The 24,916-nt window shown below is 46.3% G+C and carries 21 protein-coding genes; 10 read left to right on the top strand and 11 right to left on the bottom strand.

Annotated elements, in window-relative coordinates; all coding sequences use genetic code 11:
• From QUA36_RS00195 to QUA36_RS00175, 5 genes are all read right to left on the bottom strand, one after another.
• A partial coding sequence (locus QUA36_RS00195) for a DUF4347 domain-containing protein (protein ID WP_333454805.1) occupies positions 1-3,575 on the bottom strand: 3,575 nt, incomplete at its 3' end.
• Positions 3,576-4,286: 711 nt separating this feature from the next.
• Complete coding sequence (locus tag QUA36_RS00190; RefSeq protein ID WP_333454803.1) at positions 4,287-6,383, bottom strand: prolyl oligopeptidase family serine peptidase; 2,097 nt, start codon at positions 6,381-6,383, stop codon at positions 4,287-4,289.
• Positions 6,384-6,508: 125 nt separating this feature from the next.
• Positions 6,509-7,102, bottom strand: coding sequence for a recombination mediator RecR (recR, locus tag QUA36_RS00185; RefSeq protein ID WP_006634457.1), 594 nt, complete (start codon positions 7,100-7,102; stop codon positions 6,509-6,511).
• A 152-nt stretch (positions 7,103-7,254) separates the two neighbouring features.
• Complete coding sequence (locus QUA36_RS00180) at positions 7,255-7,623, bottom strand: translation initiation factor (RefSeq protein ID WP_333455092.1); 369 nt, start codon at positions 7,621-7,623, stop codon at positions 7,255-7,257.
• Between the two features lie 576 nt (positions 7,624-8,199).
• A complete protein-coding gene (locus tag QUA36_RS00175) occupies positions 8,200-8,760 on the bottom strand; it encodes a peptidoglycan-binding domain-containing protein (protein ID WP_333454801.1) in 561 nt (186 codons plus the stop codon).
• 256 nt (positions 8,761-9,016) lie between these two features.
• On the opposite strand from QUA36_RS00175, the gene trpB reads away from it, so the two are divergent.
• The 3 genes from trpB (at position 9,017) to QUA36_RS00160 (ending at position 11,598) form a co-directional block, all read left to right on the top strand.
• Positions 9,017-10,255, top strand: coding sequence for a tryptophan synthase subunit beta (gene trpB / locus QUA36_RS00170; protein WP_333165087.1), 1,239 nt, complete (start codon positions 9,017-9,019; stop codon positions 10,253-10,255).
• Between the two features lie 69 nt (positions 10,256-10,324).
• Positions 10,325-10,831 (top strand): CAP domain-containing protein, encoded by a 507-nt coding sequence (locus QUA36_RS00165; RefSeq protein ID WP_333232911.1) that lies wholly within the window; start codon positions 10,325-10,327, stop codon positions 10,829-10,831.
• Between the two features lie 134 nt (positions 10,832-10,965).
• Positions 10,966-11,598, top strand: coding sequence for a ribonuclease D (locus QUA36_RS00160; RefSeq protein WP_333454798.1), 633 nt, complete (start codon positions 10,966-10,968; stop codon positions 11,596-11,598).
• A gap of 275 nt (positions 11,599-11,873) precedes the next feature.
• Here the strand turns inward: QUA36_RS00160 and QUA36_RS00155 are convergent, their stop codons facing one another.
• Positions 11,874-12,941, bottom strand: a complete 1,068-nt coding sequence (locus QUA36_RS00155; RefSeq protein WP_333369652.1) for an ATPase, T2SS/T4P/T4SS family — start codon at positions 12,939-12,941, stop codon at positions 11,874-11,876.
• Between the two features lie 309 nt (positions 12,942-13,250).
• Here QUA36_RS00155 and QUA36_RS00150 point away from each other — a divergent pair, with 309 nt between their 5' ends.
• Positions 13,251-13,403: a hypothetical protein gene (locus tag QUA36_RS00150; RefSeq protein WP_333165096.1), complete on the top strand. Its 153-nt coding sequence runs from the start codon at positions 13,251-13,253 to the stop codon at positions 13,401-13,403.
• 142 nt (positions 13,404-13,545) lie between these two features.
• Here QUA36_RS00150 and QUA36_RS00145 read toward each other — a convergent pair whose 3' ends face one another.
• Positions 13,546-14,727: a HetZ-related protein 2 gene (locus tag QUA36_RS00145; protein WP_333369651.1), complete on the bottom strand. Its 1,182-nt coding sequence runs from the start codon at positions 14,725-14,727 to the stop codon at positions 13,546-13,548.
• A gap of 137 nt (positions 14,728-14,864) precedes the next feature.
• Here QUA36_RS00145 and glyS point away from each other — a divergent pair, with 137 nt between their 5' ends.
• Together glyS and murD are read left to right on the top strand one after the other, a co-directional pair.
• On the top strand, positions 14,865-17,030 hold the full coding sequence (gene glyS / locus QUA36_RS00140; RefSeq protein ID WP_333454386.1) for a glycine--tRNA ligase subunit beta: 2,166 nt from the start codon (positions 14,865-14,867) through the stop codon (positions 17,028-17,030).
• Positions 17,031-17,230: 200 nt separating this feature from the next.
• Positions 17,231-18,577, top strand: coding sequence for a UDP-N-acetylmuramoyl-L-alanine--D-glutamate ligase (gene murD / locus QUA36_RS00135; RefSeq protein ID WP_333454796.1), 1,347 nt, complete (start codon positions 17,231-17,233; stop codon positions 18,575-18,577).
• A gap of 138 nt (positions 18,578-18,715) precedes the next feature.
• On the opposite strand, the gene QUA36_RS00130 is transcribed toward murD, so the two are convergent.
• The 4 genes from QUA36_RS00130 to QUA36_RS00115 form a co-directional block, all read right to left on the bottom strand.
• Complete coding sequence (locus tag QUA36_RS00130) at positions 18,716-18,889, bottom strand: hypothetical protein (protein WP_333454794.1); 174 nt, start codon at positions 18,887-18,889, stop codon at positions 18,716-18,718.
• A 36-nt stretch (positions 18,890-18,925) separates the two neighbouring features.
• A complete protein-coding gene (locus QUA36_RS00125) occupies positions 18,926-19,288 on the bottom strand; it encodes a hypothetical protein (protein ID WP_333455090.1) in 363 nt (120 codons plus the stop codon).
• Complete coding sequence (locus QUA36_RS00120) at positions 19,257-19,439, bottom strand: hypothetical protein (protein WP_333454792.1); 183 nt, start codon at positions 19,437-19,439, stop codon at positions 19,257-19,259. The genes QUA36_RS00125 and QUA36_RS00120 overlap by 32 nt, the downstream gene beginning before the upstream one ends.
• A gap of 187 nt (positions 19,440-19,626) precedes the next feature.
• Positions 19,627-20,037, bottom strand: a complete 411-nt coding sequence (locus tag QUA36_RS00115; RefSeq protein WP_333165114.1) for an MAPEG family protein — start codon at positions 20,035-20,037, stop codon at positions 19,627-19,629.
• A gap of 506 nt (positions 20,038-20,543) precedes the next feature.
• Between QUA36_RS00115 and QUA36_RS00110 the strand changes: the two genes are divergently transcribed.
• The 4 genes from QUA36_RS00110 (at position 20,544) to QUA36_RS00095 (ending at position 24,550) form a co-directional block, all read left to right on the top strand.
• Positions 20,544-21,482: a DUF389 domain-containing protein gene (locus QUA36_RS00110; RefSeq protein WP_333165116.1), complete on the top strand. Its 939-nt coding sequence runs from the start codon at positions 20,544-20,546 to the stop codon at positions 21,480-21,482.
• A gap of 19 nt (positions 21,483-21,501) precedes the next feature.
• Complete coding sequence (locus QUA36_RS00105; RefSeq protein WP_333454790.1) at positions 21,502-23,079, top strand: sodium:proton antiporter; 1,578 nt, start codon at positions 21,502-21,504, stop codon at positions 23,077-23,079.
• Between the two features lie 264 nt (positions 23,080-23,343).
• A complete protein-coding gene (locus tag QUA36_RS00100; protein ID WP_333454788.1) occupies positions 23,344-24,123 on the top strand; it encodes a class I SAM-dependent methyltransferase in 780 nt (259 codons plus the stop codon).
• A gap of 91 nt (positions 24,124-24,214) precedes the next feature.
• Complete coding sequence (locus QUA36_RS00095) at positions 24,215-24,550, top strand: cupin domain-containing protein (protein WP_333454786.1); 336 nt, start codon at positions 24,215-24,217, stop codon at positions 24,548-24,550.
• Positions 24,551-24,916 lie beyond the last annotated feature (366 nt).

Genomic DNA, 24,916 nt, shown 5'->3' with positions numbered 1-24,916 from the left:
GTCACGGCTACTCCGCCGTTGGCTGGATCTCCTAAAAACAGGATTCCTTGGGCCGCTGGCGGCAGGGTGTTGATGGTGTAGGAGGCGATCGGCCCTTCCGGGTCGGTTCCTCCCAATCCCGGCACCGGGACGCTGCTGTTTGGCCCTACCGTGAGGTTAGTAGGTGTCGCTACTGGTGCTTGGTTGGGTGTCGTTCCTGTTAAACCGAGATTGGCGTTAGCTGGGGGGCTAACTGCGCCGCTGTTATCTGTGGCGCTGTAGGTAAAATTGGCACCGGTAAAACTACCTGTGGATTGGAAAAATAGTTGCTGCAACTGTGCTGGAGTCAGGACTTGACCTGGTGTCACGGCTACTCCGCCGTTGGCTGGATCTCCTAAAAACAGGATTCCTTGGGCCGCTGGCGGCAGGGTGTTGATGGTATAAGAGGCGATCGGCCCTTCCGGGTCGGTTCCTCCCAATCCAGGCACCGGGGCGCTGCTGTTTGGCCCTAGGCTGGAGTTGGCAGGGTTGGCCTCTGGCGGTTGGTTGGGAATTGGTGCTGGTGTAAGAGTTGTGGTGACTGTAGCTTCGTTGTTGGATGGAGTCGGGTCAGCCGTAGGTGAGATACTTCTGGCGGTGTTGCTGACGCTGCCGGATGCAGGTGCGATGAAGCTGACTGTGTTGGTAATCGCATTTGCTGCACCGCTGGCTAAGCTGACCACTGGTGTGAAGCTGACAATACCTGTATTGGAATCGTAGACACCGCCGGTGACTCCTGTTAAGCCGCGAACGATGCTGTCAGTAATAGTGACGTTTTCGGCTGTGCTTGGGCCGTTGTTGACTGTGGAAATTGTGTAAGTAACTATTTCACCCGGTGCTGCTGTGGCAGTCCCGGTTTTTGTTTTGGTGGTAACTAGGTCGGCACTAGGTGTCAGAGTTGTGGTGACTGTAGCTTCGTTGTTGGCTGGAGTCGGGTCAGCCGTAGGTGAGGTACTTCTGGCGGTGTTGCTGACGCTGCCGGATGCAGGTGCGATGAAGCTGACTGTGTTGTTGACGCTGGCACCGCTGGCTAAGCTGGGAACGGGCGCGAAGGTGACAATACCTGTATTCTCATCGTAGACACCGCCGTTGACTCCTGTTAAACCGCGAACGATGGTGTCGGTAATGGTGACGTTTTCGGCTGTGCTGGGGCCGTTATTGACTGTGGAAATTGTGTAAGTAACTATTTCACCCGGTGCTGCTGCCGTAGTTCCGGTTTTGGTGGTAACAACATCGGCACTAGGTGTCAGAGTTGTGGTGACTGTAGCCAGCGGATCAGTGCCGTTGTTGTTTTCAGGAAAAGGATCTGGGGTAGCTGAGATACTTCTGGCGGTGTTGCTGACGATCCCGGATGCAGGTGCGATGAAGCTGACTGTGTTGGTGGCGCTGGCTGTGTTGGCTAAGCTGATAGCCTGGAAGGTGACAATACCAGTATTGAAATTGTAGACACCTCCGTTGGAGAGGATTACTCCTGTTAAATTCGGAAGGATGGTGTCGGTAACGGTGACGTTTTCGGCTGTGCTAGGGCCGTTATTGACTGTCGAAATTGCGTAACTAACTGGGGCACCCGGTGCTGCTGCCGTAGTCCCGGTTTTGGTGGTAACAACGTCGGCAAGAGCATCAACAATTGTAGTGGAGACTTGAGAGATGGGTTGGGAACTATTGTTGTTAGCTAGATTTGGGTCGAAAGTGCTGGATGTGCTATAGGCAGTGTTAGTTAAGGGAGCTGTGACTGTTGGGGAAACTGTGGCGGTGATGGTGCGGGTTTGGCTAGCACCGTTAGCCAGAGTCGGAATCGCCGGCCAGATGACCGTCCTCGTTACGGTATTGTATGTGGCGAGGTCGGAGGCCTCGACGAAACTTAAGCCTGCGGGCAGGGGATCTTGAATGAGGACGCTTTCGGCGCTGTCTGGCCCGTTATTTGTGGAGGTAATCGTATAGGTAATGGTGCTATTGGGTATGGCGAACAGCGGGCCTTTTTTAACAATGGAAACGTCGGCTACGAGTGTAGGCTCATCTATACTTTGGACGATGACATTGTTAAGTTCGTGAATGTTTGTGTTTCCCCCTGTCGAAGCAGCAAAGCCAAATTTAAAAGTACGTGGCACTTCTCCGTTTACGCTTGCCAAATTTGGTATATCGAGCAGTGTTTCGCCCGCATCAAATGTGCCGTTGCCGTCCAAGTCTAAAGCAACTGTCAGACGGTTAGGAAATGTTGGTGAATTCGCCGGCAATAAGGTTATTTGGACGGTTCTTTTAGCTTCAGCGCGAATGGTTGTATCTTTATTATCTATGCCAATGGAAACCCCGGTCAAACTGTTAGTTAAAAGACTAGAACCTAAAAATTTATAATCTTCGGTTGGGATTGTGCTTGCCCTGCCTCTAAGTCCTACTGCATCAGGTAGCCTATCAGTTCCATTGTTCGGGATGCTGCCACCCTGTTTTCCAGCAATAGTGCTAGAATAATTGCCAAACTCGTCTAATCCGACACCTAAATAACCTCCTACAATACCCGGTGAATTTGAATTAGTATTTTGAGCATAGCCGAGAGAGCCACCGTAGCCTCCGGCTGCTGTTGGCGTAGCGGTTCCGTCAATGAGGAAAAAACTAATGCCATCCGCACCAAGGAGGGTACCATCCCCTACTGGTTGAGAAGGGGCAGTACCTCTGTTATAGGCAAAGAAATCAAAGGTAACTCTCAGACCCTCAGTGGCTGAGATGGGGTTGTTGTAGATTACAAAAGCTGCTTGTCTAAATTCATTTGATGTTAATCTCAAAGTACCAAATCCGGGGGGATCGCCAGTCCCTAAAGCGGGAATAACACCGCTGGGGTTGGCTGTACTACCTGCGGTTAAGCCTGGGTTAGGTGTAGAGGTGTTGCCAACTCCATATATCCAAGGCCCGATCGCGGTTGAATTTTTAAATTCTTCAGCCGCTAAGGTAGCCAGGACTGATGTGTAGCCTTCTAGGACTTCTTTTTCAAAGGCTATTTCGGTATTTATTTGTCCTGTAGTAATTTCTAATTCCCAGTCGCCACCTAATGCTGCACTCCCTGTTAGGTTGTTGGAAGCGGCAATATTTACTCCTGTTATTTCACTGAGTTTTTGTATGAATTTAATGCCGGATTCGCCGGCGGCTATGTTACAGCCGTAAAGCAGAATGCTGCCGGATTCATTAAGGGCTTTTCCCCACTGCTGCAATTGGCTGGAATAGGTTTCTATATTGTGAATATTGAGTTGTGTTGAGCCGATTTCTACTGATGCTGATGCGCCGTGAGCAACTATTTGAATGCTATTGAGGCTGTGCCGCGATGCGGCAATTTTAGCAATTTGTTCGATTCCATCCCGGAATCTATCGAGCAGGATTACTTCTGTATCGCGTTTCACTCCCCTGAGAAACTCTTGGTAGTTTTCTACTTTTGAATCCACAATCGCTAGATTTATTTGGAGAGAGGTCTCTGCTTTATGGCTAGCTTGTCTCAAGATTTTAGTCTCCATGTTGGTAGATTTCCGTGCTTGTGTAGATGACAAATTTGACAGATTTGGGAGGGTTTTCATTTTTGGTTAATTTGGTGGCTAAATTTAACCTACCCCTTTTCATAGATGACGATAAACATTCAACTATAAAGTTTTAAAATTAATTTGTGACAAGATATAATAGTTACCTGTATTTGTTATTTGTGATGTTAGGCAATCATTAGACAGGAATTACTGCGATCGCCCTTGGATGTCCTGATGCGGCCGATGGCTGCAAATTTTAACATGAATAAGGGGTGACAGCCTTTGTATTAGCCAAGATGCTCTATTTTTGGGAACAATGATCTCAGGTCTAAGGTTAGTTATATGGTAAATTACTTACGGATTCATCAGCATAAGGGGTCACACCCCTCATACCGCTGTTCTGAGTCTGGTGATACCGAGGCTGGCTCAGACAGCTTGAACCGTAAATATACTGAAAATATTAATTCCCTAAAAATTGGCAGATTTTGACTTTGATGTGCGATCGCTCTTAAAAGTTGAGAGTACCGTATTTCTAGAGATTTATACTTATACTAATTGGGTGTGCAGTAAACTCACAGCCATGTAATAATAGCAACTTAACGCTACAAAAGTTAACACAAAAAGTTGACAAATTATATATGTTAATACCAGGATTGCGGTGCCAAAAAAGAACGATCGCCCTTGAATTCAAAAAGTACGATCGCCCTTTACACCCTCTTTCTATCTAAATCATCAAACTGCGTCGATCGCACGCCCTAACGCGGCTTGCTAAGCGTTAATAGCGAGTTCGCGCACTAAAAAAGCCCATTCATCAGCCAATTCTTCAATCACTTTAGCGGTAGGTTTGCCGCCCCCGTGTCCCGCTTTAGTTTCAATGCGAATTAACACTGGTTTTTCTCCGGCGTGGGTTTCTTGCAAAGCAGAAGCAAACTTGAAACTGTGGGCCGGAACCACGCGATCGTCGTGATCGGCAGTTGTAATCATTGTCGCCGGATAAGCCGTTCCCGGTTTGAGATTGTGCAACGGAGAATAGCCGTGAATTGTGGAAAATTCTTCGGGATTTTCCGGCGAACCGTATTCAGAAGTCCAGGCCCAACCAATGGTAAACTTGTGGAAGCGCAACATATCCAAAACGCCGACAGCAGGCAGTGCTGCACCGAACAATTCCGGCCGCTGAGTCATGCAAGCCCCTACTAATAAACCGCCATTGCTACCCCCTGCGATCGCCAATTTAGCCGGTTTGGTGTACTTGTTTTCGATCAACCATTCAGCGCCAGCTATAAAGTCATCAAACACGTTTTGCTTATTCAACTTTGTTCCTGCTTGGTGCCATGATTCGCCGTACTCGCCACCTCCCCGCAAACAGGCTGTTGCGTAAACTCCGCCCATCTCTAACCACACTATCCTGCTAACAGAAAAACTCGGAGTTAGCGAGATGCCAAAACCACCGTAGCCGTACAGGTATGTGGGGTTATTGCCCTCAAACTGCAAGCCTTTCTTGTGCGTGATAAACATGGGTACTTGCGTACCGTCTTTGCTAGGGTAAAATACTTGTTTTGTCTCGTAATCGTCGGGATTGAAATCGACATTGGGCTGCCGATAAATCGTACTTTCATCTGTCACCATATTGTACCGATAAATGGTGTTGGGTGCAGTGAAACTGGTGTAAGCATAAAAGGTTTCGGTGTCGTGCCGCTTGCCGCTGAATCCTCCCGCCGAACCGATTCCGGGCAATGCAACTTCTCGCACGAAAGAGCCGTCTAAGTTGAAGATTTTAATCTGCGTGTAGGCGTCTTTCAGGTAAGAAGCGACAAATTGATTGTTCAGCAGGCCAATGCCTCCGAGGGTTTCTGCTGCTTCGGGGATAATTTCTGTGAATTTTTCTTGACTTTCGTCACCAGCTAGGGATGAGGGAGGTGGGTTGTTGGTGTCGATCGCAATTACGCGGCCCAACGGTGCATTCAAGTCTGTTTGAAACCAGAAAAGAGAGCCCTCATTGTCGATGAAACTGTACTCAGCCTCGAATTCGCTAATTAGTTCTACAACGGTTGATTTCGGTGCAGTTAAATCCTTGTAAAAAATCAAGTTTTTGGTTTCAGTTCCCTGCCAAACAGAGACAATTAAGTAGCGCCCGTCTTCCGTGACGCCGCCGCTAAATCCCCACTCTTTTTGGTCTGGTCGCTCGTAGATTAATACGTCTTCAGATTGCGGCGTGCCGATTTGGTGGTAAAACAGTTTTTGGTAATAGTTAACGTCTTCGTGCTTGCTTTTTTCGTTGGGTTCGTCGTAGCGGCTGTAAAAAAAGCCTTTGCCGTCATGAGTCCAGGAGGCTCCTGAGAATTTAATCCACTTTAAATGGTCTGATAAATCTTCGCCGGTTGCCACCTCACGGACTTTCCATTCCTGCCAGTCGGAACCGGAAGTTGACAAACCGTAGGCCATGTATTTGCCGTCTTCGCTGATAGCTACACCGCCCAAAGCAACGGTTCCATCTTCTGAGAGAGTGTTGGGGTCAATTAATACTTTAGGTTCGCTTTCGAGAGATGTTAACGTGTAGAGTACGGATTGATTTTGCAGACCGTCATTCTTGTAGTAGAAATAGCGAGATCCTTCTTTGAAAGGTATGCCGTATTTCTCGTAATCCCAAAGTTGAGTCAGGCGCTGTTTGATTTTTTCCCGCGCCGGAATTTCGTTGAGGTAGGCAAAAGTGACTGCGTTTTGGGCTTCCACCCAAGCTTGGGTTTCCTCTGAGTCGGGATTTTCCAGCCACCTGTAGGGGTCGGATACTTTGACGCCGTGGTAGTCGTCTGTTTGGTCGATTTTGCGGGTTGTGGGGTAGCTTAAAGGTCGATCGAATTTAGCCATGATTTTTCACTATCGGTAACTTAGTTTAGTGTAGCCTTATTATCTGTTGTTAGTCCGCTGTTAGTTCGCGCAGGCGGACTTCGTTTGCGTAGTCGCAGTTTCAACCGCCGAATAATATTGAAGAACTAATCCAACTCTCTCCTTCCTTCCAAAGCACGAGCCAATGTAACTTCATCGGCATATTCCAAATCTCCCCCCATCGGCAAACCAAAAGCTATGCGCGTCACTAGGGTAAAAGGTTTTAATAAGTGACCGATATAAAGAGTAGTAGTTTCGCCTTCCACGCTGGGACTAATAGCAATAATTACTTCCTTAATCTTTTGCTGGCTGACGCGCCGCACTAACGGTTGAATGTTCAATTGTTCCGGCCCAATTCCATCCATCGGCGAGATAACACCACCAACAACGTGATATTTACCCATATATTCCCGCGTTTTTTCTAAAGCGATTACATCGCGGGATTCTGACACTACACAAAGGGTATGACTGTCGCGGTTGGTATTACGGCAAATTTCGCAAACAGGGTCAGCAGATAAGTGAAAGCATACTTGACAGAAACCTACTTGCTGTTTGGCATCAATCAAAGATTTAGCTAGGGCTTGCACTTCTTCTTCCGGTCGCTTCAAAATATGTAAAGCGAGCCGCTGGGCTGTTTTTGGGCCGACTCCGGGCAAGCGCTGCAATTGTTCGATTAAACGAGCTAAAGGTCGAGTGTACATTAAAAATTGGCGGTAATTGGTAATATCATTTCTGGTTGATTCGCGATCGTATAATTTGCGCGATGTAGGGGCGGGTTTTACCAACCATCTATGTTTAAAACTAAGTATATCATAAACCCGTCCCGCCCATACACTGAGGAATATTGACTAATTTACCCTCCACTAATTTTAGCTTTGTAGCCTAACTTTGTGATAATTTCTAGCAGTTTTTGCTTGTGTTCGCCTTGAATTTCGATTTCATTATCTTTGACTGTGCCGCCAGTACCGCATTGGGCTTTTAGCTGCTTGGCTAAAGTTGCTAATGTTTCGGGTTTTTCCTGAAAGCCGCTGATGATTGTAACTGTTTTGCCGCCGCGTCCTTTGCGGGATGCTTCGATTTTGAGGTTTTGTTGATTGGGGGGAATTTCTTGTATTCCTCTTTGGAGGGCCGCGGAGTTGTCTATGTTGCCAAATTCGGAGTAAACAATTCGTTTTCCTGATTGGTTATTTGTATTGGAGTTTTTTGGTTTTGATGTACTCATAGTAGTTTGGTACTTGGGAGTTATGCCGGGTAGCGGATGGGCCCGGCAGTCCGGCAGGGAATTCATTCCCTGCCTCATAGCTAAAGTCCTCTGAAGACGACTGTAGAATGTGTTTGAGAATGGTTGATTTAGGTGAGCTTTCAGGGAATATAATCTCTGAGATTTGCTATTGGTTGTACATAGATTGTACTTGATATTAGCAGTCAGTTAAAACTGACTTTAGCTCTCTCTACAGGGAATTCATTCCCTGGCGGGCTATCAGGGCGATCGCACATTCCCCGGTTTCAATTGAATTATATCGTTTACCGTTGTTTCTGGAGGAGTGAACCGCTGAGGGCGTCCAGGAAGAGAAGAGGGAGATGGATAATTCTGTTGAAGCGCGGGTTTGAGATGGGTGGGGAATTTAATTTTAGTTGATTAAGTGCGATCGGGCGCAAGCAAAGAACCCCGACTTCGCAGAAGTTGTCGGGGTTCTAATCAATTAGTTTCACCAGTAAGTGGGGATAAACCCGATACCTTCATAGAAACGTTGGCACTGATTGAAACGTTTCTATATATCGAGGGAATAAAACCAGATTATGAGCAAATAATGCCAGACCACTCTTGATGTCCTCGACCTGGTTGACACTGAAATTGCCGTCCGACCCAAATAATTCCCCATGTATTTTGGTTGCGTTTTAATTCAACGCGGTGTCGTACTGCACGGACTGAATCGTCAGCTAGACCTATTCTGGTGTATAAAATTACAGATGTTCCTTCTCTGGAATATGTAATTGAAATCTCTTCATAACTTCTTCCTTCTTCATCTTCCAAACCCCTAAACAATTGTGCCGCTACGGCTTTTGGATTAGTCGCTGTAATCCGCTCAGAAGAGATGAATTCTTGTACGTTAACCACCTGAAAATTAAAACGTGGATTGTTCGCTGCATTTAGTTTAGCCCAAGTTTTGTCGCCGACTATGCCGTCGGGAACCAGTTGTTGGGACTTTTGGAAATTGATGACAGCTTGCTTAGTTTTTGGTCCAAAAATACCATCAATGATACCTGGATCAAAATTTAAATTTTTCAAACCTTCTTGTAGCTTGGTGACTTCGGGGCCTCGTGAGCCTTGTTGAAGCAGAATAGAAATAGAGTTCATGATTTGTCCTTGCTTAGTTGTATGTTGTATTTGATGTTTGAGATAAACAGGCACTTAACTTCACTACTGAATATATTCACTGCTGAATATACCCATTCCGTATAAACACGTATAAAGCATAAATTTTCTTCAAATACTCCATTTTGGAGATGATCGAAAACGACCGAATCGACCTTTCAGCGATTTGCACACCCGATCGCCCACAGCCCCATCGACTAGATATAATAAAATCTGTCCCATTATCCCCACAAAGTTCGTGACAGTCACCCCCCTGCATCTCACCACCGAAACCAGCGCCCAACGCCCCGACTCCCTCGGCAGATTCGGCAAATTCGGCGGCAAATACGTCCCCGAAACCCTGATGCCGGCTTTATTTGAACTAGAAGCCGCTTTCCACAAATACAACAGCGAACCGGAATTTCAACAGCAACTCCAACAATTGCTCAAAGATTATGTCGGCCGCCCCAGCCCTTTGTATTTCGCCGAACGCCTCACGGAGCACTACGCTAAAGCAGACGGAACTGGCCCGCAAATTTACCTCAAACGCGAAGATTTAAACCACACGGGAGCTCACAAAATCAACAACGCTTTAGCTCAAGCATTGCTGGCAAAACGCATGGGCAAAAAGCGGGTAATTGCTGAAACTGGTGCCGGTCAACATGGCGTTGCTACCGCCACTGTTTGCGCTCGTTTCGGTATAGAATGCGTTGTCTACATGGGCGTTCACGACATGGAAAGACAGGCTTTAAATGTGTTTAGAATGCGGCTGATGGGTGCCGAAGTACGGCCGGTGGCGGCGGGAACGGGAACGCTGAAAGATGCCACTTCGGAAGCGATTCGCGACTGGGTGACAAATGTGGAGACAACTCATTACATTCTTGGTTCCGTGGCGGGCCCGCATCCTTACCCGATGATGGTGCGCGATTTCCATGCGATAATCGGTCAAGAAACGCGGGCTCAGTGTCAGGAAAAGTGGGGGGGTTTGCCGGATATTTTATTAGCTTGCGTCGGCGGCGGTTCTAATGCAATGGGTCTTTTCCATGAGTTTATCGGGGAAGAAACTGTCAGATTGATTGGTATTGAAGCAGCGGGCGAAGGTGTAGATACGGATAAGCACGCTGCTACTTTGACTAAGGGAAGTGTGGGAGTTCTGCACGGGGCGATGAGTTATTTGCTGCAAGATAATGAAGGTCAAGTGATTGAGCCACACTCGATTAGTGCGGGTTTGGATTATCCGGGCGTGGGGCCGGAACACAGTTATTTGAAGGATGCCGGCAGAGCTGAATATTATAGCGTAACTGATGCAGAAGCGCTGGGAGCATTTCAGCGGCTTTCGCAGTTGGAGGGGATTATTCCGGCTTTGGAAACTGCTCACGCGATCGCCTATTTAGAGACTCTGTGCCCTCAGCTAACAGACAATCCGCGCATTGTGCTTAACTGTTCCGGACGTGGCGACAAAGACGTGAACACTGTAGCGAAGGTTCTGAATATCTAGGTTAGCGGAATGTGGGGCGATCGCTCTGTAGGAATTGGTAACAATTAACTTTATTTCTCGTTTGATTTCATGTCCAAAGGTTTGATTTCGATTTGCTTGGGATTGTTGACAATCCTGCCTAAGTGTGACACATTCCTCCCTACGCGATCGCTGCCACCAACTCCCATGAATACTAATGTTGCTTCGAGTGCTATTACTGACTTAGAAAAAGCGGTTAACCAACAGATCAATCAATACCGAGCATCTAAAAAGTTGCCACCGCTGACTATCGATCCGCGAATCAGTCAGATAGCAAGAATACACAGCGAAAATATGGCTAAGGGTAAAGTAAGTTTCAGCCACGATGGATTTGAAGGGCGGGCGAAAGCAGTTACTATTCCTTATAAGAGTGTAGCTGAAAATCTTGCTTACAATTTTGGTTACAGCGACCCGGTACGCAATGCTGTTGAGGGTTGGATTAAAAGTGACGGCCACCGCAAAAATATGGAAGGTCAGTTTAATGTGACCGGTATTGGGGTTGCGAAAAATGCCAAAGGCGAGTATTATTTTACTCAGCTTTTTGTCCTGAGTCGCTAAGCTGAAGGAAGAAGGAAGTTCGGCAACGGATTCGCTCCACGGATGTAACGGATGTCAGGAAGAGAGAAGAGGGCAGTCAACAGTCAACAGTCAACAGTTAACAGTCAACAGTCAACAGTCAAAAATTACTAATAATGGAATTTGCAGATTTTCAAGTGTGTGATGGTGATATTCCCGATTCTCTCTTATCTTATTATTTGACTGCTCCGGCGATCGCCGTTGATACGGAAACAATGGGTTTGCTGCCGTGGCGCGATCGCTTGTGTTTGGTTCAGTTGTGCGATCCGCAAGGTAAAGTTGCGGCGGTACGGATTGCCAAAGGCCAGACTGCGGCGCCGAATCTAAAAAAGCTAATGGAAGCTGAAAATATTGAGAAGGTATTTCACTTTGCGCGCTTCGATCTGGCAACAATGCGTTACAATTTAAGTATTGACGTTGCACCTGTTTTCTGCACAAAAATAGCGAGCAAACTGGCGAGAACTTACACTAACAGACACGGACTTAAAGACTTAATCCAAGAATTGGAAAAAGTAGAACTCAACAAAACTTCTCAAAGTTCTGACTGGGGAAATTTTGAGCATCTTTCAGACGAGCAACTCAGCTACGCTGCTAACGATGTCCGCTATTTGCTGAGCGCTAAACAAAAGTTGACTGCTATGTTGCAGCGAGAAGAACGCTGGGAAATTGCACAGCAATGTTTTCAGTGTTTGCCCGTTTTTGTGAGTTTGGATTTATTGGAGTACAAGGATGTTTTTGAACACGGCTAATACCATTTTAGATTTTAGATTTTAGATTTTAGATTTTAGATTGGGAATGACTGATGACTACCAGGGTTTAGAGTACGGGCATAAAGTTCCATTCTTTTGGGGAACTGGTATAATATGCTGTCACCTCGCACAATTGCAATCAAATGGGTTTGTAATGAAGACTTGAGTTATCATAAAACTCGCTTGACTTTAGTCCTCACTACAAACGTAATTATTATTATTTGACCGGACTTGATGTGAGTTAAAAAAAATTCAAAACAGTGATCTATAGCTCATTAAGGCTGATCGGGATTTTGTCCGTGCAGCAAAGCTTCAATTTGGTCGTCCACATTTCTAACCACCTGTTCCAAAGCGGGCAACCCCTCTAAAGGCATAGGAGAAAGCCGAGTTTGATCGCGAATTTGATTCACTTTTCGCTGCAATTCTTCTGCCAACCGCAGTGCGTCCCGACTCAAAGTAGACAACTGCTGCTGCTGGTAAAACCTCAAAGCTGCCCCCCGCAAAACTTGCAGGGTGGCTTCTTCCTTGCCACCCACCGTCATTACCCGCAAGCGCAACAGCAAATGAGTGTTTTGATATATGCGTTCAACTTCGACTTGTTTGGGGTGTTCCACGGAGCAAACAGGCATACCTGTCAGCAGCTTCAACTCGTCGATTACCTCTTGGAAAAGGACGATATCGATACCCTCGAGCATCGATTTCAAAACACCATCTTGACTCCAAAGAATGCGGCCTTGAGACTGGTGCCGCTCAAAAAACAGGCGGCCGATACCCTCTCGCAGCACTCTACCGAGCAATTCTTGCAGCAGTTGGGGCGCGGGCAAAGTTGCCAAAACTTCCACTTGGCTTGACAAGTGCAAGGCCTCGACATTCAAAACCGATAGTTGTGTCGGTGTCGGGGGAACCTCAGCGCCAGCAGGTTTAAACCGCTCAGGAGCTGGCATCGAGGGTTCTGGCACAGACAGCAGCGTTGCTGCATTGGGGCCTGGAGTTGCTGGTGCGGGATTTTTGGGTGTTGGGGCTGCTTCGGCGGTTGTCTGGCTGGGTTCTCGAAGCTGGTTCCCGTGCAGCAAGTAAGCTGAGAGCATCGAGCGCTGAGTTTCCGAGGCAATTTGCTCTGTTGTGACTGAGCAATTCATGTAAGCTAAAATCCGCTGCACGTAGTCCAAGGCGGAGTCATCTTGGGCATCGACTACGCCCAATTTAAACAGATTACCTTCTAGAGATAAAGGCAAAACTTGATAGTAAAGGCAAGCTTCAAAGGGGACAACAGTGTCGATTAGGTGAAATATTCGATCGGAGTCCATTGTAGCTGCCGAGTCTGTTGAAGATGTATGTACCATTAGCTGCTTTGTAGTTGGAAGCGCGATCGAGCGCGACGCACCAACCTGATGCGATAAAATTAAACGCTGCAACTTCCCTGACGGAGGAATTGGCCTAACAACCGGAAGCTTTTATTAAAGAAAAATCCTTAGTCCCAGAATTTTCTCCCTTCTGTATTGCAGCCTTAAATTCTACCAAAAGATTGAGAACTAGATGATGACTAGCGCAGTCTAGACCCACTATCATCGATCGCCCGATATTGATGCCCGTGGCTGGCAACAATAGAATTATGTCTTTAATGCACAAGTATTAGAGATGCACCACAACCGATGATTTACGGGCAACCGCTGAATTTAGGATTGGTTAAAAAATCCTCAAAAGTCGATCGTGCTGGTAGTATCTTAACTCAGAGAGTTGACTATGAGCGTCTCAAAGCGCGAGCGTCACGGCAGCGCTACAACATCCCGATCGATCTAACCTGAATTGATACAAGGGGCATCGCGCGGTTTTCCACGGGGAAACTCGCAGAACTCTGTGGTTGTGAGGGAATTGATTTGTAGCGCGGATTCTGAAAAATGCTACCGCCAATTAACAATTAGCAATTGCCCGCCACCCATTACCAATCTACTCGTTGCGGAGCGATTGAGCTGCTAAATAGAGTTTGCTCCACTCGCCGATGACTTGATTGGTTTTCAGCTTTAATTCAGATGCGATCGTCTCTACACTTTTCCCTGCTTTCAGCGATTCTACCAACTGCCGCTGCACCGGCGTGAGGTCTTGTAAATATTGCTGCCACTGAGCCGGAGTCAAGCCCAAACTGTGTTCTTTGAGCGAAGTTTCCAGCCAGTTGGCGACTAATTCCGGTGCTTGTTTGACCGCAAAAACCCGAATCGCGTGGTAACTGACTTTTTCTCGCAAGCGGTAAATTTGCTTGATCGGAACCTTCAAATCCTCGGCAATTGCCTCTTGGGAACGACCTTGCAGGTAAAGCTGCAGCCACCGGGAAGCCAAGGGATCGACTTCAGCAGCCAAGTAATTCTCAAATTCTTGTTGGACAATCTGCCGCTGAGTTTGCTGCTCTTCCCAAGCTTGATTTTCTCGATACTCCGACATCGCCTGTTCGTCTAGCAGACTAAGCGGTTCGTCTGTATCGTCGGGTAGAACCTGTTCCGACACCAGCCGCACCCAGTCTCCCGCAGGCACTTGGGTCAACCCGCCCCGCTGGGAACGCCGCAGGTAGTTGACAAAACGGTACACCAACAGCGGCTGGTTGCGAATCGGCCGTAAGCAGTATTCTTCTGTGCTCGCTAGCAGCAAAGCATTTCGCAGGCGTCTGTCTGAGGTGCATTCGGCAATCCAGGCGACTTGCTGCTGCAGGTAGCGATCGGAATTGAGCATTTCCTGAATCACTTCTTGTAGTACCTCCACCGCACTCCGCTGTCTGTCGCGACTCAGGGAAACCCACGCTTGGATTTTTTGCCGGAGCACCACCAAACCGCCGAGCCGCCCGATCAAGTTGCGGTAAGCTTTTTCTGGTGGTACTCCCAGATACCGAGAAATCAAAATTCGATATAAAAAGTCGATCGCGCCGGAGGCGACGGTTAGCTGAGCCGGAGCAAGAGTGTCAAATCTTTCTGGCCTGTCTCCCAACAGCCAGCGGACAACGCTCTCGCGAGTGCTAGAACTCTCCTCCGGGCAATCTTGTTCAAGTCGTGACTTCCAATCTTGTGCCAGTCTTTCCGCCAAGGTCATGAGCTGTTGAGCTATTTGTCTTTCACCCCCGATTTTACGTGGTATGCTGATCATTTGATTCTTTTTTGGATCTAATATGACTTGCGCGTCGGTAAAATAATTCTGTATTTGGGTTATCGCTAGCGGTAACTTTTGTAATGATTAAACGGGCAGATTAATTGCCTATTGACAAAAACACCTAACACTGTTATATGGCTAACTTTTTATTAGAACTCGGTACAGAAGAATTGCCCGCCTCCTTTGTCTCAAGCAGCGTCCAGCAGTGGCAGCGACTTGTGCCTGCAACGCTGGCAGAAGAATCCTTGACAAATGACTCTATTAATGTATACGCTACTCCGAGGCGTTTGGCCGTTCTCGTGAAAGGACTGCCAGTTCAGCAATTAGATAGAGAAGAAGAGGTAAAAGGGCCACCCGCAAGTTCGGCTTTTAAAGATGGAAAACCGACGAAAGCAGCGGAAGGTTTTGCGAAAAAGCAGGGCGTAGAAATTGATGCTTTGGAAGTTCGCGCTACCGATAAAGGCGATTTTGTGTTTGTGCTCAAAAAGATTCCGGGGCGGATGAGTGCGGATATTTTGACCGAACTTGTGCCGCAGTGGATTAATAAGTTAGAAGGCAAAAGATTTATGCGGTGGGCCGACGGAGATTTGAAGTTTCCGCGCCCGATTCGATCGCTAGTGGCACTGTTAGATGATACTGTACTGCCAATTACATTAGTGAGCGGTTCGGATACGGTCAAGAGCGATCGAATTTCCCAAGGACACCGGGTTTTATACACCCCACCTACACCCCTGGGAGGGGTCTCGATTCCCAAAGCCGAGGATTATGTCGAGTGTCTGCGGGCTGCTTGCGTGGAGGTCGATCGAACCCAGCGCAAAAATCAAATTAAAGCACAAGTAGAAGCAGCAGCAACAAAACAAGGCGGTTACGCCGACATTACCGAAGATTTGTTAGAAGAAGTCACCGACTTAGTAGAATGGCCGAACGCAGTTGTCGGCAAATTTGACGAGGAATTTTTGATATTGCCGCCGGAAGTAATCACCACAATTATTGTTACAAACCAGCGGTATTTTCCGATTCTCAAAAACCCCGGTTATCCTGAACTTCTGCCCTATTTTATTACAATTTCCAACGGAGATCCCGCTAAAGCCGCGATTATTGCCGCAGGTAACGAGCGAGTAGTGCGGGCGAGATTGGCAGACGGTCAGTTTTTCTACAAAGCAGACTTGGTAAAGCCTCTAGAGGATTATTTGCCCAAGTTGGAAAAAGTGACTTTCCAGGAAGATTTGGGGACAGTGCGCGCAAAGGTCGATCGTCTGTGCAAGATTGCCAGCCTCATCACCAATCAACTGCAAATCACAGGCGAAGAACAAGCTTACATAGCAAGAGCAGCCTTACTTTGCAAAGCCGACCTCGTAACTCAAATGGTTTACGAACTGCCCGAAATGCAAGGAATCATGGGGCAGAAATACGCCTTAGCAAGTGGCGAATCGGAAGAAGTAGCCACAGCAATTTTTGAACATTATTTGCCCAAAGGCGCGGGCGACAATTTGCCGCAAACTCTTACAGGTCAAGTTGTCGCAATAGCCGACAAATTAGATACATTAGTCAGCATCTTCGGTTTGGGAATGTTGCCGACTGGTTCATCCGATCCCTTCGCTTTGCGTCGCGCAGCCAATGCAATAACTAACATTATTTGGGCTGCTCAGTTGCCGATCAACCTGCACAAGTTGCTCGCAGAAGTTGTTGCCGAATTTACCGCAATGCGCCCGCAAACATCGGCGGAATTACTGGATCAGTTATACGAGTTTTTCCTGCAAAGAATTCGGACTTTGTTGCAAGAAGAAAAAAATGTAGATTATGATTTGGTAAATGCAGTTTTGGGAGAAAACGACCCAGAATATACTGAACGAGCATTGAGAGATTTGTTGGACGCACTGGAAAGAGCGCTTTTCCTACAACAAATCCGCAATAACCAGACTTTGGATCTAATTTACGAAACAGTCAACCGTTCAACTCGTTTGGCTGCTCAAGGTGATTTGGATAAAGTTGAATTGGAACCGAAAGCGGCGGTGAAACCGGAGTTATTTCAAAAGTCGTCTGAACAAGCTTTTTACGATGCAGTAGTGCAGTTAGTGCCGCAAACGCAGCTATCTAAACAAACTCGCAATTACCAGCAGTTGGTAGATAGTTTGACTGAGATTGCTCCAACTGTCAGCAACTTTTTCGACGGGCCAGAAAGCGTTTTGGTGATGGATTCTGACCCCGAAATTAAGCAAAATCGGTTGAATTTACTGGGGTTGCTGCGGAATCACGCGCGGGTGTTGGCTGACTTTGGGGCGATCGTCAATCGATTTTAGATTTTAGATTTTGGATTTTAGATTGCCGCCAAAGGTTTTGATGTAATATCAAATCCATTGGTATCAGAATTATTCATTTCTATCTTCTCTCTTCTCCTCCTCTGTGCCCTCTGCGCCCTCTGCGGTTAAACCATCCCCAAAAAACCGTAACATATAAGAGGAAAAAACCGAGAAAATTCGCTCCATCACACACACAACTTATGCCGATAGCTCATATCATTGGACTAGGAAAATCAGGAATTGCCGCCGCCAGACTGCTAAAACGCGAAGGATGGGAAGTAACGCTGAGCGATCGCTCATCTTCCCCAAACTTGCTCGAACAACAACAGGAATTCGCTAACGAAGGCATTCATGTGGAGTTAGGTCAATCTTTTGAACCAGTCGAATCTATAGAATTAATAGTAGTAAGTCCGGGTGTTCCCTGGGACAGTCCAGCATTAGTGCGCGCCAGAGAGTTAGGAATTGAAACAATCGGAGAAATGGCTCTCGCGTGGCGTTACCTCAAATCACCTTGGGTGGGAATTACCGGCACTAACGGCAAAACTACTACTACTGCTTTAATTGCTGCGATTTTTGCAGAGGCCGGGCTTTATGCTCCCGCTTGTGGCAATATTGGCTATGCTGCGTGTGAATTAGCTTTAGCTGAAAAACAGCCGGATTGGGTAATCGCAGAAATCAGCAGCTATCAGATAGAATCCTCGCCGTTTGTAGCGCCGCGCATCGGAGTTTTGACGACTTTGACGCCGGATCACCTCAGTCGCCACAAAACTTTAGAAAATTACTACAACATTAAAGCGCATTTGCTGAAAAAGTCGGAATTGCAAGTAATTAACGGCGACGATCCTTGTTTGCGGCAGCAAGGAGTTGACGTTTGGCCGGATGCGTGTTGGACGAGTGTCAAAGGTGAAAAAGATTTGTTGGGAAATACAGATTTTGGAGCCTATATTCAAGATGGTTGGGTAATAGCTCAAAGCGATAAAATTCTGCCGGCTGATTCTTTGCGGATGGTGGGAGAACACAATTTGCAGAATTTGTTAATGGCGGTGGCGACGGCTAATTTGGCGGGGATAGATAAAAGTGCGATCGCCCGGGCGATCGCTAAATTCCCCGGAGTTTCGCACCGCCTCGAACACATCTGCACTTGGGAAGGCATAGATTTCATCAACGACAGCAAAGCTACTAATTATGACGCCGCCCAAGTCGGGTTGGCTTCTGTGAGCGCACCGGCGATTTTAATTGCGGGCGGTGACGCGAAAGAAGGGGACGATCGCGCGTGGATTGATACAATCAAGGCGAAAGCTGCTGGGGTGTTGCTAATTGGGGATGCGGCAGGTATTTTTGCCGATCGGCTCGAACAAGCAAATTACAACGCTTGGGAAATTGTCGAAACAATGGAAAGAGCAATCCCGCGAGCAGCAGAATTAGGCAAACAAAATCATGCTAAAGTAGTGCTGCTTTCCCCAGCCTGTGCTAGCTTCGATCAATACCAAAACTTCGAGCAACGGGGCGATCATTTCCGCCAATTATGCCTCGAATCCCTAGTTTAGATATGTCATTGTTCGCTGTGTACAAATTAAGATTATTCTACACAGCGAACACTAACAAAATTAAATCTGCGTTCATCTGCGTCTATCCGCTTACATCTGCGGTTAAAAATTAAAACCTCTGATTTTGGCTAATCTACTTTAACTAACAGTCTTCCAAATATCCTTAATTCTAGCCTGCTGTTCCCATTCTAGCTCAGAAAAAACTAACATCATTTCCTCATGAGTGTAATCAATAATTATTGCAGCCAATTGAGCCGCCGTTTCCGCTGACAGCATTGCTAGTTTCAATTTGGTCATTGCTTCTTTATCCATCAACAGTAAACTTTTAATTTTTACCTCATTTAGATTTTATTTTTTTCTACAAATCTCTGTCAGTTGTGCATTAAAACTGGCAATCTGAGCAGCACTTATTGTATCAGAAGGCGGCGAGGATATTTTAATTTTTTTGCTGCAAATCTGAGAGAGCAATTTTTCATCAATCTCCAGAATCAGGTCTTCGGAAGCTACATTTTTTTGCAACAAAATTGCGATTTCTCTTTCGAGTTGGCGATTTCCTTGCTGAAAGAAATCTTGAGAGTTAGAACGAAACAAACCGCTATTAACTTGCTGAATTTGGGCGGGTGTCAGCGATTGAGCCGAGACTGCCGCCGGAAATCCCAAAGATGCTGCTAGCCACCAGCTATAAATTATCTGTTTGAGAATGCTGTTCATCACTGTCGGGAGGAGTTTTTACCTCAATTGGTTTCTCGTCTTCTGACTCGCTTGCTAATTCATCTTCTCGTTCAAGTTTTTCTTGCCACTCGACAAGCTGCTGAAAAAGTTTCGGGTTAATTTCAAATACGGGTTTGTTGGTTTCTGACATATTTACTCCTGAAAGTAATTGAAATACTTGAATTTAGCTGGTTCCCTGCCTCTGCCAGGGAACCGCTGTCGAGAGGCTCTGACTCGCTTTTTCAGCAGGAAAATTGGAGGCAGAGCCTCCGGATCTGCGTTACCACGCTGAGCCTGGAAACGAGTAGAAAAACAATTATGTCGATCGGAATTTACGCTTAAACCTTCAGCAGCGACATAATTATGCCAGTTAAAGACCCACCAAGCAAAGCTAAAGTAGCTAAGGTACTAATGCCAAATCCTGCCCCTCTTTTTTCGGCAGCTTGATAGTAACCCCAAGCAAACAAAATGCGTCCAATTATCCAAACTGCGCCGATACCGGCGCCCCAAATTGGGCTGATAAATTGCGAGAACAGCCACAACGAGGGCAAAAATAGAATCATTTGCTCTAAGGTATTTTGCTGAACTCGCACCACTCGCTCAAAGTCTGGGTTTCCTGTCATCTGCGGGGGAGAAACTTTATATTTGAATCTAGCTCTGCCGACGTTGATGGTAACAACGAAGTAGAGAATTAATGCTGAAACAGTAATTAGACTAGGCCAAAGTGTCGCGTTTGCTTCTGCGAGCATGATTCGGTATTATTGGGTGGAGTATATATCTTGATTATAAATCAATTATTTCCGATCGCGTTATTCATCGCCATCCCGTCATTCAAGGCAGGGGATTTGATGCAACTGCTGGGTATTACTGGCGCGGCAATTGCTTTATAGTTCTGGGACATCCTCGAAAACTTGCTGGCTGGGATTTTGATTGTTTTGCCTGCACCTGCACAGGGATACAAGTCTCCGACTCTTGTGGTGAGCCACCCAAAATTTTAGAGCCTAGTTCAACCTCCTCGATTCATCTGTGGAGTAAATCTAAAATCGAGAATCTAAAATCTAAAATTGGTAGAGTAAATCTAAAATTGGTAGAGTAAATCTAAAATCTAAAATCTAAAATCGACTGATCGCACCTGAATAGGGATATAATGCACCGACTTAAGGAGATTACTTTGCTCAACAATATTCGAGACCGTCTTAAATATTTCACCAGGAGCAGGATTCCTCGAGAGCATTTAAAGCAAATACGAGTTGACTTGTTGGAAGAATCAACCCTAGATATTAACTATCTTGTGTTAATTCTCGGCTCCTGTATAATCGCCACCTTTGGACTGCTTGCCAACAGTGCGGCAGTCATTATCGGTGCAATGATCATTGCGCCTCTAATGTTGCCAATCCGAGGGTTAGCATTTGGAGCGGTAGAAGGTAACGTTCTCCTCTTCCGCAAAGGTTTAATTGCATTAGCAGTCGGGACGGTGCTAGCAATTTTTCTAGCTTGTTTTTTGGGAGCTTTGGTACAACTTCCCGACTTTGGGAGCGAAGTTCTAGCCCGTTCTAAACCTACATTACTAGACTTAGGAATTGCGATCGCCGCTGGGGGAATCAGCGGCTATGCGAAAGTTCAGCCCAAAGTTTCTGCTACTCTGGCGGGAACTGCGATCGCCGTGGCTCTAATGCCGCCAATTTGTGTTATAGGTTTAGGCTTATCTCAAGCTAATTGGTCGCTCAGTTTGGGAGCAAGCCTCCTGTATCTTACTAATTTGCTGGGGATTACTCTCTCCTGTATGCTAACCTCTTTAATGGCCGGCTACACGCCCCTGCATCGCGCCGGTAAAGCCCTATTGTGGGCGCTAGGATTGACGACTATACTTGTGATTCCTCTGGGGGTGAGTTTTGCGGAATTGATCGAGCAAGCGCAACTAGAAGCCAGTCTGAAGCGGGCGTTGCTTAACCGAACTATCACTTTTCAACGGGTGGAACTGATTAAAACTGATACTAACTGGTTGACAAAACCGCCGGAGGTTCGTCTGATTGTTCGCAGCAGCGAAGCTTTGACACCCAAACAAGTACAGCTTTTAGAAGCATTTGTCGAAAAAGAAATGGGTCAACCATTCACCCTAATTTTTCAAGTCAGTCAAGTTGAAGAAGTGCGGCGATCGACACTGAATAAGTCCCGCTCGAAACCGAAGCCTTAACTATTTGATTCCTAATTATATGACCCCAGAAACTCTAATTAACGAAGCGACTATCGAGGGCAATCTGAAGAAATTTCTTTTAGTGCTATTAGTTTCCTTAAGTGTGGCGATACTGCCGCAACTATGGGGCTGGTTGCGCCAAATTCCCTACACGCTGCTTTTAGTAATTGTCGGGTTGGGCTTGGCTTTTATAGATGTGCGATTGGTGTCGCTCTCGCCCGAACTGATTCTGTTGATTTTTTTGCCGCCTCTTTTGTTTGAAGCTGCTTGGAATCTGGAATGGTCTAAACTCAAGCGGGATTTAGTGCCGATCGCTCTTTATGCGGTTTTGGGTGTTGTGATTTCCGTTGCTGGCGTGGCTTTTGCTCTCAACCAAATAGCTGGAGTTTCTTTAGCAATCGCCCTGTTGGTAGGAGCTAGTATATCTGCTACCGATCCTGTTTCAGTCATTGCATTGTTCCGGGAATTGGGAGTTGAAAAACGCCTAGCTTTGCTGGTGGAGGGTGAGAGTTTATTTAATGATGGCATTGCTGTTGTTGCCTTTAGTTTTTTGGTGGGATTTTCTTTAGGGACGGATGAAGTTGGCATCCCATTTCTGGTGGGGCGTTTCTTAGCTTTTGTGGGAATTGGGATTACTGTCGGGAGTGCGATCGGTTTTGGTATCTCCTATCTCACCCAACGGTTTGATTTACCTTTAGTGGAGCAATCGTTAACCTTAGTTTCCGCCTACGGCACTTATATAATTGTGGAGGATTTAGGCGGTTCTGGGGTAATTGGTGTGGTGGTGATGGGCTTGATATTTGGCAATTTCGGCTCTCGTATCGGTATGCAGCCCAGTACCAGACTGGCGGTAACACAATTTTGGGATTTTGTGGCGTTTTTTGTAAATTCGATCATGTTCCTGCTGATTGGCGATCGGATTAGTTTTGCTGGTTTGCAAGCGAATTTAGGAGTGATTGGCATAACTGTGGCGGCGATGTTTGTGACACGAGCGATCGCTATTTTTGGTTTAGGATGGTTGAGCAATAGGTTGGCAAAATCTGAAATTTCATTAGCCGATAGAACTGTGATTTGGTGGGGAGGATTGCGGGGTTCTGTATCGATTGCGTTAGCTTTGAGTGTGCCGGAGGTTTTTCCCGAACGGCAAAAAATTATTGCGATCGTGTTTGGGGTAGTTTTATTTACGCTGCTAGTACAAGGTTTAACCACCAAGGCGCTGCTGGAAAAATTGGGCTTGTTGAGCAACCAGGAGTTGCGCCAGCAGTATCTGGAGGCGATCGCCCAACGTGTTGCTCTCAATCGGGTTCTCAAGTATCTATCTGATGTATCGGGCGATCGTAAAATAGAGCCTGAGTTTTCCAATCATCTCGTGAGTCAGCTTCAAGAAAAATTAAACTTGCTGCAAGCAGAAATCAACCAAATGTACGATCGATTTCCTGAACTGCGGCAGATGACAATCGACAAACTCGAAGGGGATTTGCAGGCAATAGAGGCTGATACTTATGCTGAATTTGTGCGAGCGGGTCAATTGAATGAGCTGCCTATTTCTGTGTTGCAGCAATGTTTTAAAGAGCGGAATGAGAAAATTGTTTCTTAATAGGGTGTTTGTAGGGATAATCCCCGTGATTGTCCCGCTTATGTGGAAATTTTGCGTAAGTCCTAAAACCATTAAATTTCTCGTGCCTTGTTATATTCCGTGTTGGCAATCAAAAACAGTCCGAATTGTTGATGGGCGGACATGATATAATTCCGGAGCTTGTAGGGTGCGTCAGCCTACGATAATTTGAATATGAGCTAGATCATAGAAAGATTTGGGAGAATTTGGCAAACTGAGAGTAAGGTTAGATAGGAGGTCAATTTAATGACCAATACTGCTCTCAATTTTAAGACTGCACCCGGACATGAAGTTCTGGCCGCGGCGGGCAAGAAAATGCTGAGGCCGGGGGGGAAACTTGCTACAAAACAGTTATTTGAATGGGCGGATTTTCAGCCTGGGGAGACTGTTTTGGAGTTGGCTGCTAGTTTTGGATATAGTTCGATCGCCCTTGTTGAACGTTTTGGCGTAAAAGTCGTGGGAGTTGAGAAAAATTCCGAGAGTGTGGCCCGCGCTCGTGCTAATGTTGCAGCAGCAGGTTTGAGCGATCGAGTGGAAATTGTGGAAGGAGATATTTTTCACTTGGATCGGATTTCCCAACAGTTTGATTGGGTTTTGGCTGAAGCTATCCTGACAATGCAGTCGCCGTCAGGGAAAACTAAAATTGTATCGGGAATTTGCGATCGTTTAAAACCAGGCGGCAAGTTTCTCTCTCACGAACTTTTAGTTAAAAACCGAGAATCTGAAATTCACAAAGCTTTATCAGAAGTGATTCGGGTTAATTCAACGCCTTTGTCTGAGTCTGGCTGGATTGCTGTTTACCAAAACGCGGGCTTGCAAGTAGAAAAGTGTCAAAGTGGGGCGATGGAGCTCCTCAACTTGCCGCGAATGCTGCAAGATGAAGGGTTTGTGGGTACTGTGCGGATTTTATGGAATATATTAAGTCGATCGCAAATTCGCGATCGTATCTTAGCAATGCGTCGAGTTTTCCAGCATTACCAACAGGATCTAGGCTACATCCTTATCTCTGCCAAAAAACAATCTTAATCGATTTCCGATTTTCGATTTTCGATTGAAGAAAGTGAAGCCACTGATAAATCCGGGGCGCCCGGACCAAATTAATTGATTTTCCAAAACTATGACTACTACTCTTTTACCGCTACAATCTGCCGCTATCCAACTCCGAGACGCAATTGAATATCCCGCCGCCGGAGTGTTGAGCAAAATTTTAGTCAAAGACAATAATTGTCAGTACAGTTTATTTTGTCTGGCGGCCGGAACGGAAATTTCGGAACACACTTCGGCACGGAATGCCACAGTTAATGTCATCGAAGGAAAGGGTCTTTTGACTTTGGAAGGCAAGGATATTGTTTTGGAACCGGGGGTGTTTGTCTTCATGCCCGCTCGCGCACTCCACGCTTTGAAAGCTGAAGAAAATTTGGCGTTTATTTTAACACTTTCCGAGGCTAATTAATTTCCGAAATATTGCTGTAGGGGCGGGTTTTACCAACCCTAATTGCCTAAAATCAATAATCTCATCAACCCGCCCCGATTCACAGATTGTCGGGGGCGGGTTTATATATATAGTGAGTCGCAGTCAAATATTGTTTGTGAAACCCGCCCCTACAAGAATTGGGATTTTAACATTTAGTCTTTAGCTAAATATTGCTGTAGGGGCGGGTTTTACCAACCCTAATTGCCGAAAATCAATAATCTCATCAACCCGCCCCGATTCACAGATTGTCGGGGGCGGGTTTATATAGATAGTGAGTCGCAGTCAAATATTGTTTGTGAAACCCGCCCCTACAAGAATTGGGATTTTAACATTTAGTCTTTAGCT

Source organism: Microcoleus sp. Pol10D4 (genome assembly GCF_036701555.1).
Taxonomy (GTDB): domain Bacteria; phylum Cyanobacteriota; class Cyanobacteriia; order Cyanobacteriales; family Microcoleaceae; genus Microcoleus.
This window is presented reverse-complemented; position numbering and strand designations above follow the sequence as displayed.

What these genes read in the sequence shown, in the direction of transcription:
- QUA36_RS00150 (WP_333165096.1), top strand. Translation starts at nt 13,251, where the DNA reads ATGATTTACGGGCAACCGCTGAATTTAGGATTGGTTAAAAAATCCTCA.
- glyS (WP_333454386.1), top strand. Translation starts at nt 14,865, where the DNA reads ATGGCTAACTTTTTATTAGAACTCGGTACAGAAGAATTGCCCGCCTCC.
- QUA36_RS00095 (WP_333454786.1), top strand. Translation starts at nt 24,215, where the DNA reads ATGACTACTACTCTTTTACCGCTACAATCTGCCGCTATCCAACTCCGA.
- QUA36_RS00165 (WP_333232911.1), top strand. Translation starts at nt 10,325, where the DNA reads ATGTCCAAAGGTTTGATTTCGATTTGCTTGGGATTGTTGACAATCCTG.
- QUA36_RS00115 (WP_333165114.1), bottom strand. Translation starts at nt 20,037, where the DNA reads ATGCTCGCAGAAGCAAACGCGACACTTTGGCCTAGTCTAATTACTGTT.
- QUA36_RS00130 (WP_333454794.1), bottom strand. Translation starts at nt 18,889, where the DNA reads ATGGATAAAGAAGCAATGACCAAATTGAAACTAGCAATGCTGTCAGCG.
- QUA36_RS00190 (WP_333454803.1), bottom strand. Translation starts at nt 6,383, where the DNA reads ATGGCTAAATTCGATCGACCTTTAAGCTACCCCACAACCCGCAAAATC.
- QUA36_RS00160 (WP_333454798.1), top strand. Translation starts at nt 10,966, where the DNA reads ATGGAATTTGCAGATTTTCAAGTGTGTGATGGTGATATTCCCGATTCT.
- QUA36_RS00145 (WP_333369651.1), bottom strand. Translation starts at nt 14,727, where the DNA reads ATGATCAGCATACCACGTAAAATCGGGGGTGAAAGACAAATAGCTCAA.
- QUA36_RS00155 (WP_333369652.1), bottom strand. Translation starts at nt 12,941, where the DNA reads ATGGTACATACATCTTCAACAGACTCGGCAGCTACAATGGACTCCGAT.
- QUA36_RS00105 (WP_333454790.1), top strand. Translation starts at nt 21,502, where the DNA reads ATGACCCCAGAAACTCTAATTAACGAAGCGACTATCGAGGGCAATCTG.
- QUA36_RS00125 (WP_333455090.1), bottom strand. Translation starts at nt 19,288, where the DNA reads ATGAACAGCATTCTCAAACAGATAATTTATAGCTGGTGGCTAGCAGCA.
- recR (WP_006634457.1), bottom strand. Translation starts at nt 7,102, where the DNA reads ATGTACACTCGACCTTTAGCTCGTTTAATCGAACAATTGCAGCGCTTG.
- QUA36_RS00120 (WP_333454792.1), bottom strand. Translation starts at nt 19,439, where the DNA reads ATGTCAGAAACCAACAAACCCGTATTTGAAATTAACCCGAAACTTTTT.
- QUA36_RS00100 (WP_333454788.1), top strand. Translation starts at nt 23,344, where the DNA reads ATGACCAATACTGCTCTCAATTTTAAGACTGCACCCGGACATGAAGTT.
- QUA36_RS00175 (WP_333454801.1), bottom strand. Translation starts at nt 8,760, where the DNA reads ATGAACTCTATTTCTATTCTGCTTCAACAAGGCTCACGAGGCCCCGAA.
- murD (WP_333454796.1), top strand. Translation starts at nt 17,231, where the DNA reads ATGCCGATAGCTCATATCATTGGACTAGGAAAATCAGGAATTGCCGCC.
- QUA36_RS00180 (WP_333455092.1), bottom strand. Translation starts at nt 7,623, where the DNA reads ATGAGTACATCAAAACCAAAAAACTCCAATACAAATAACCAATCAGGA.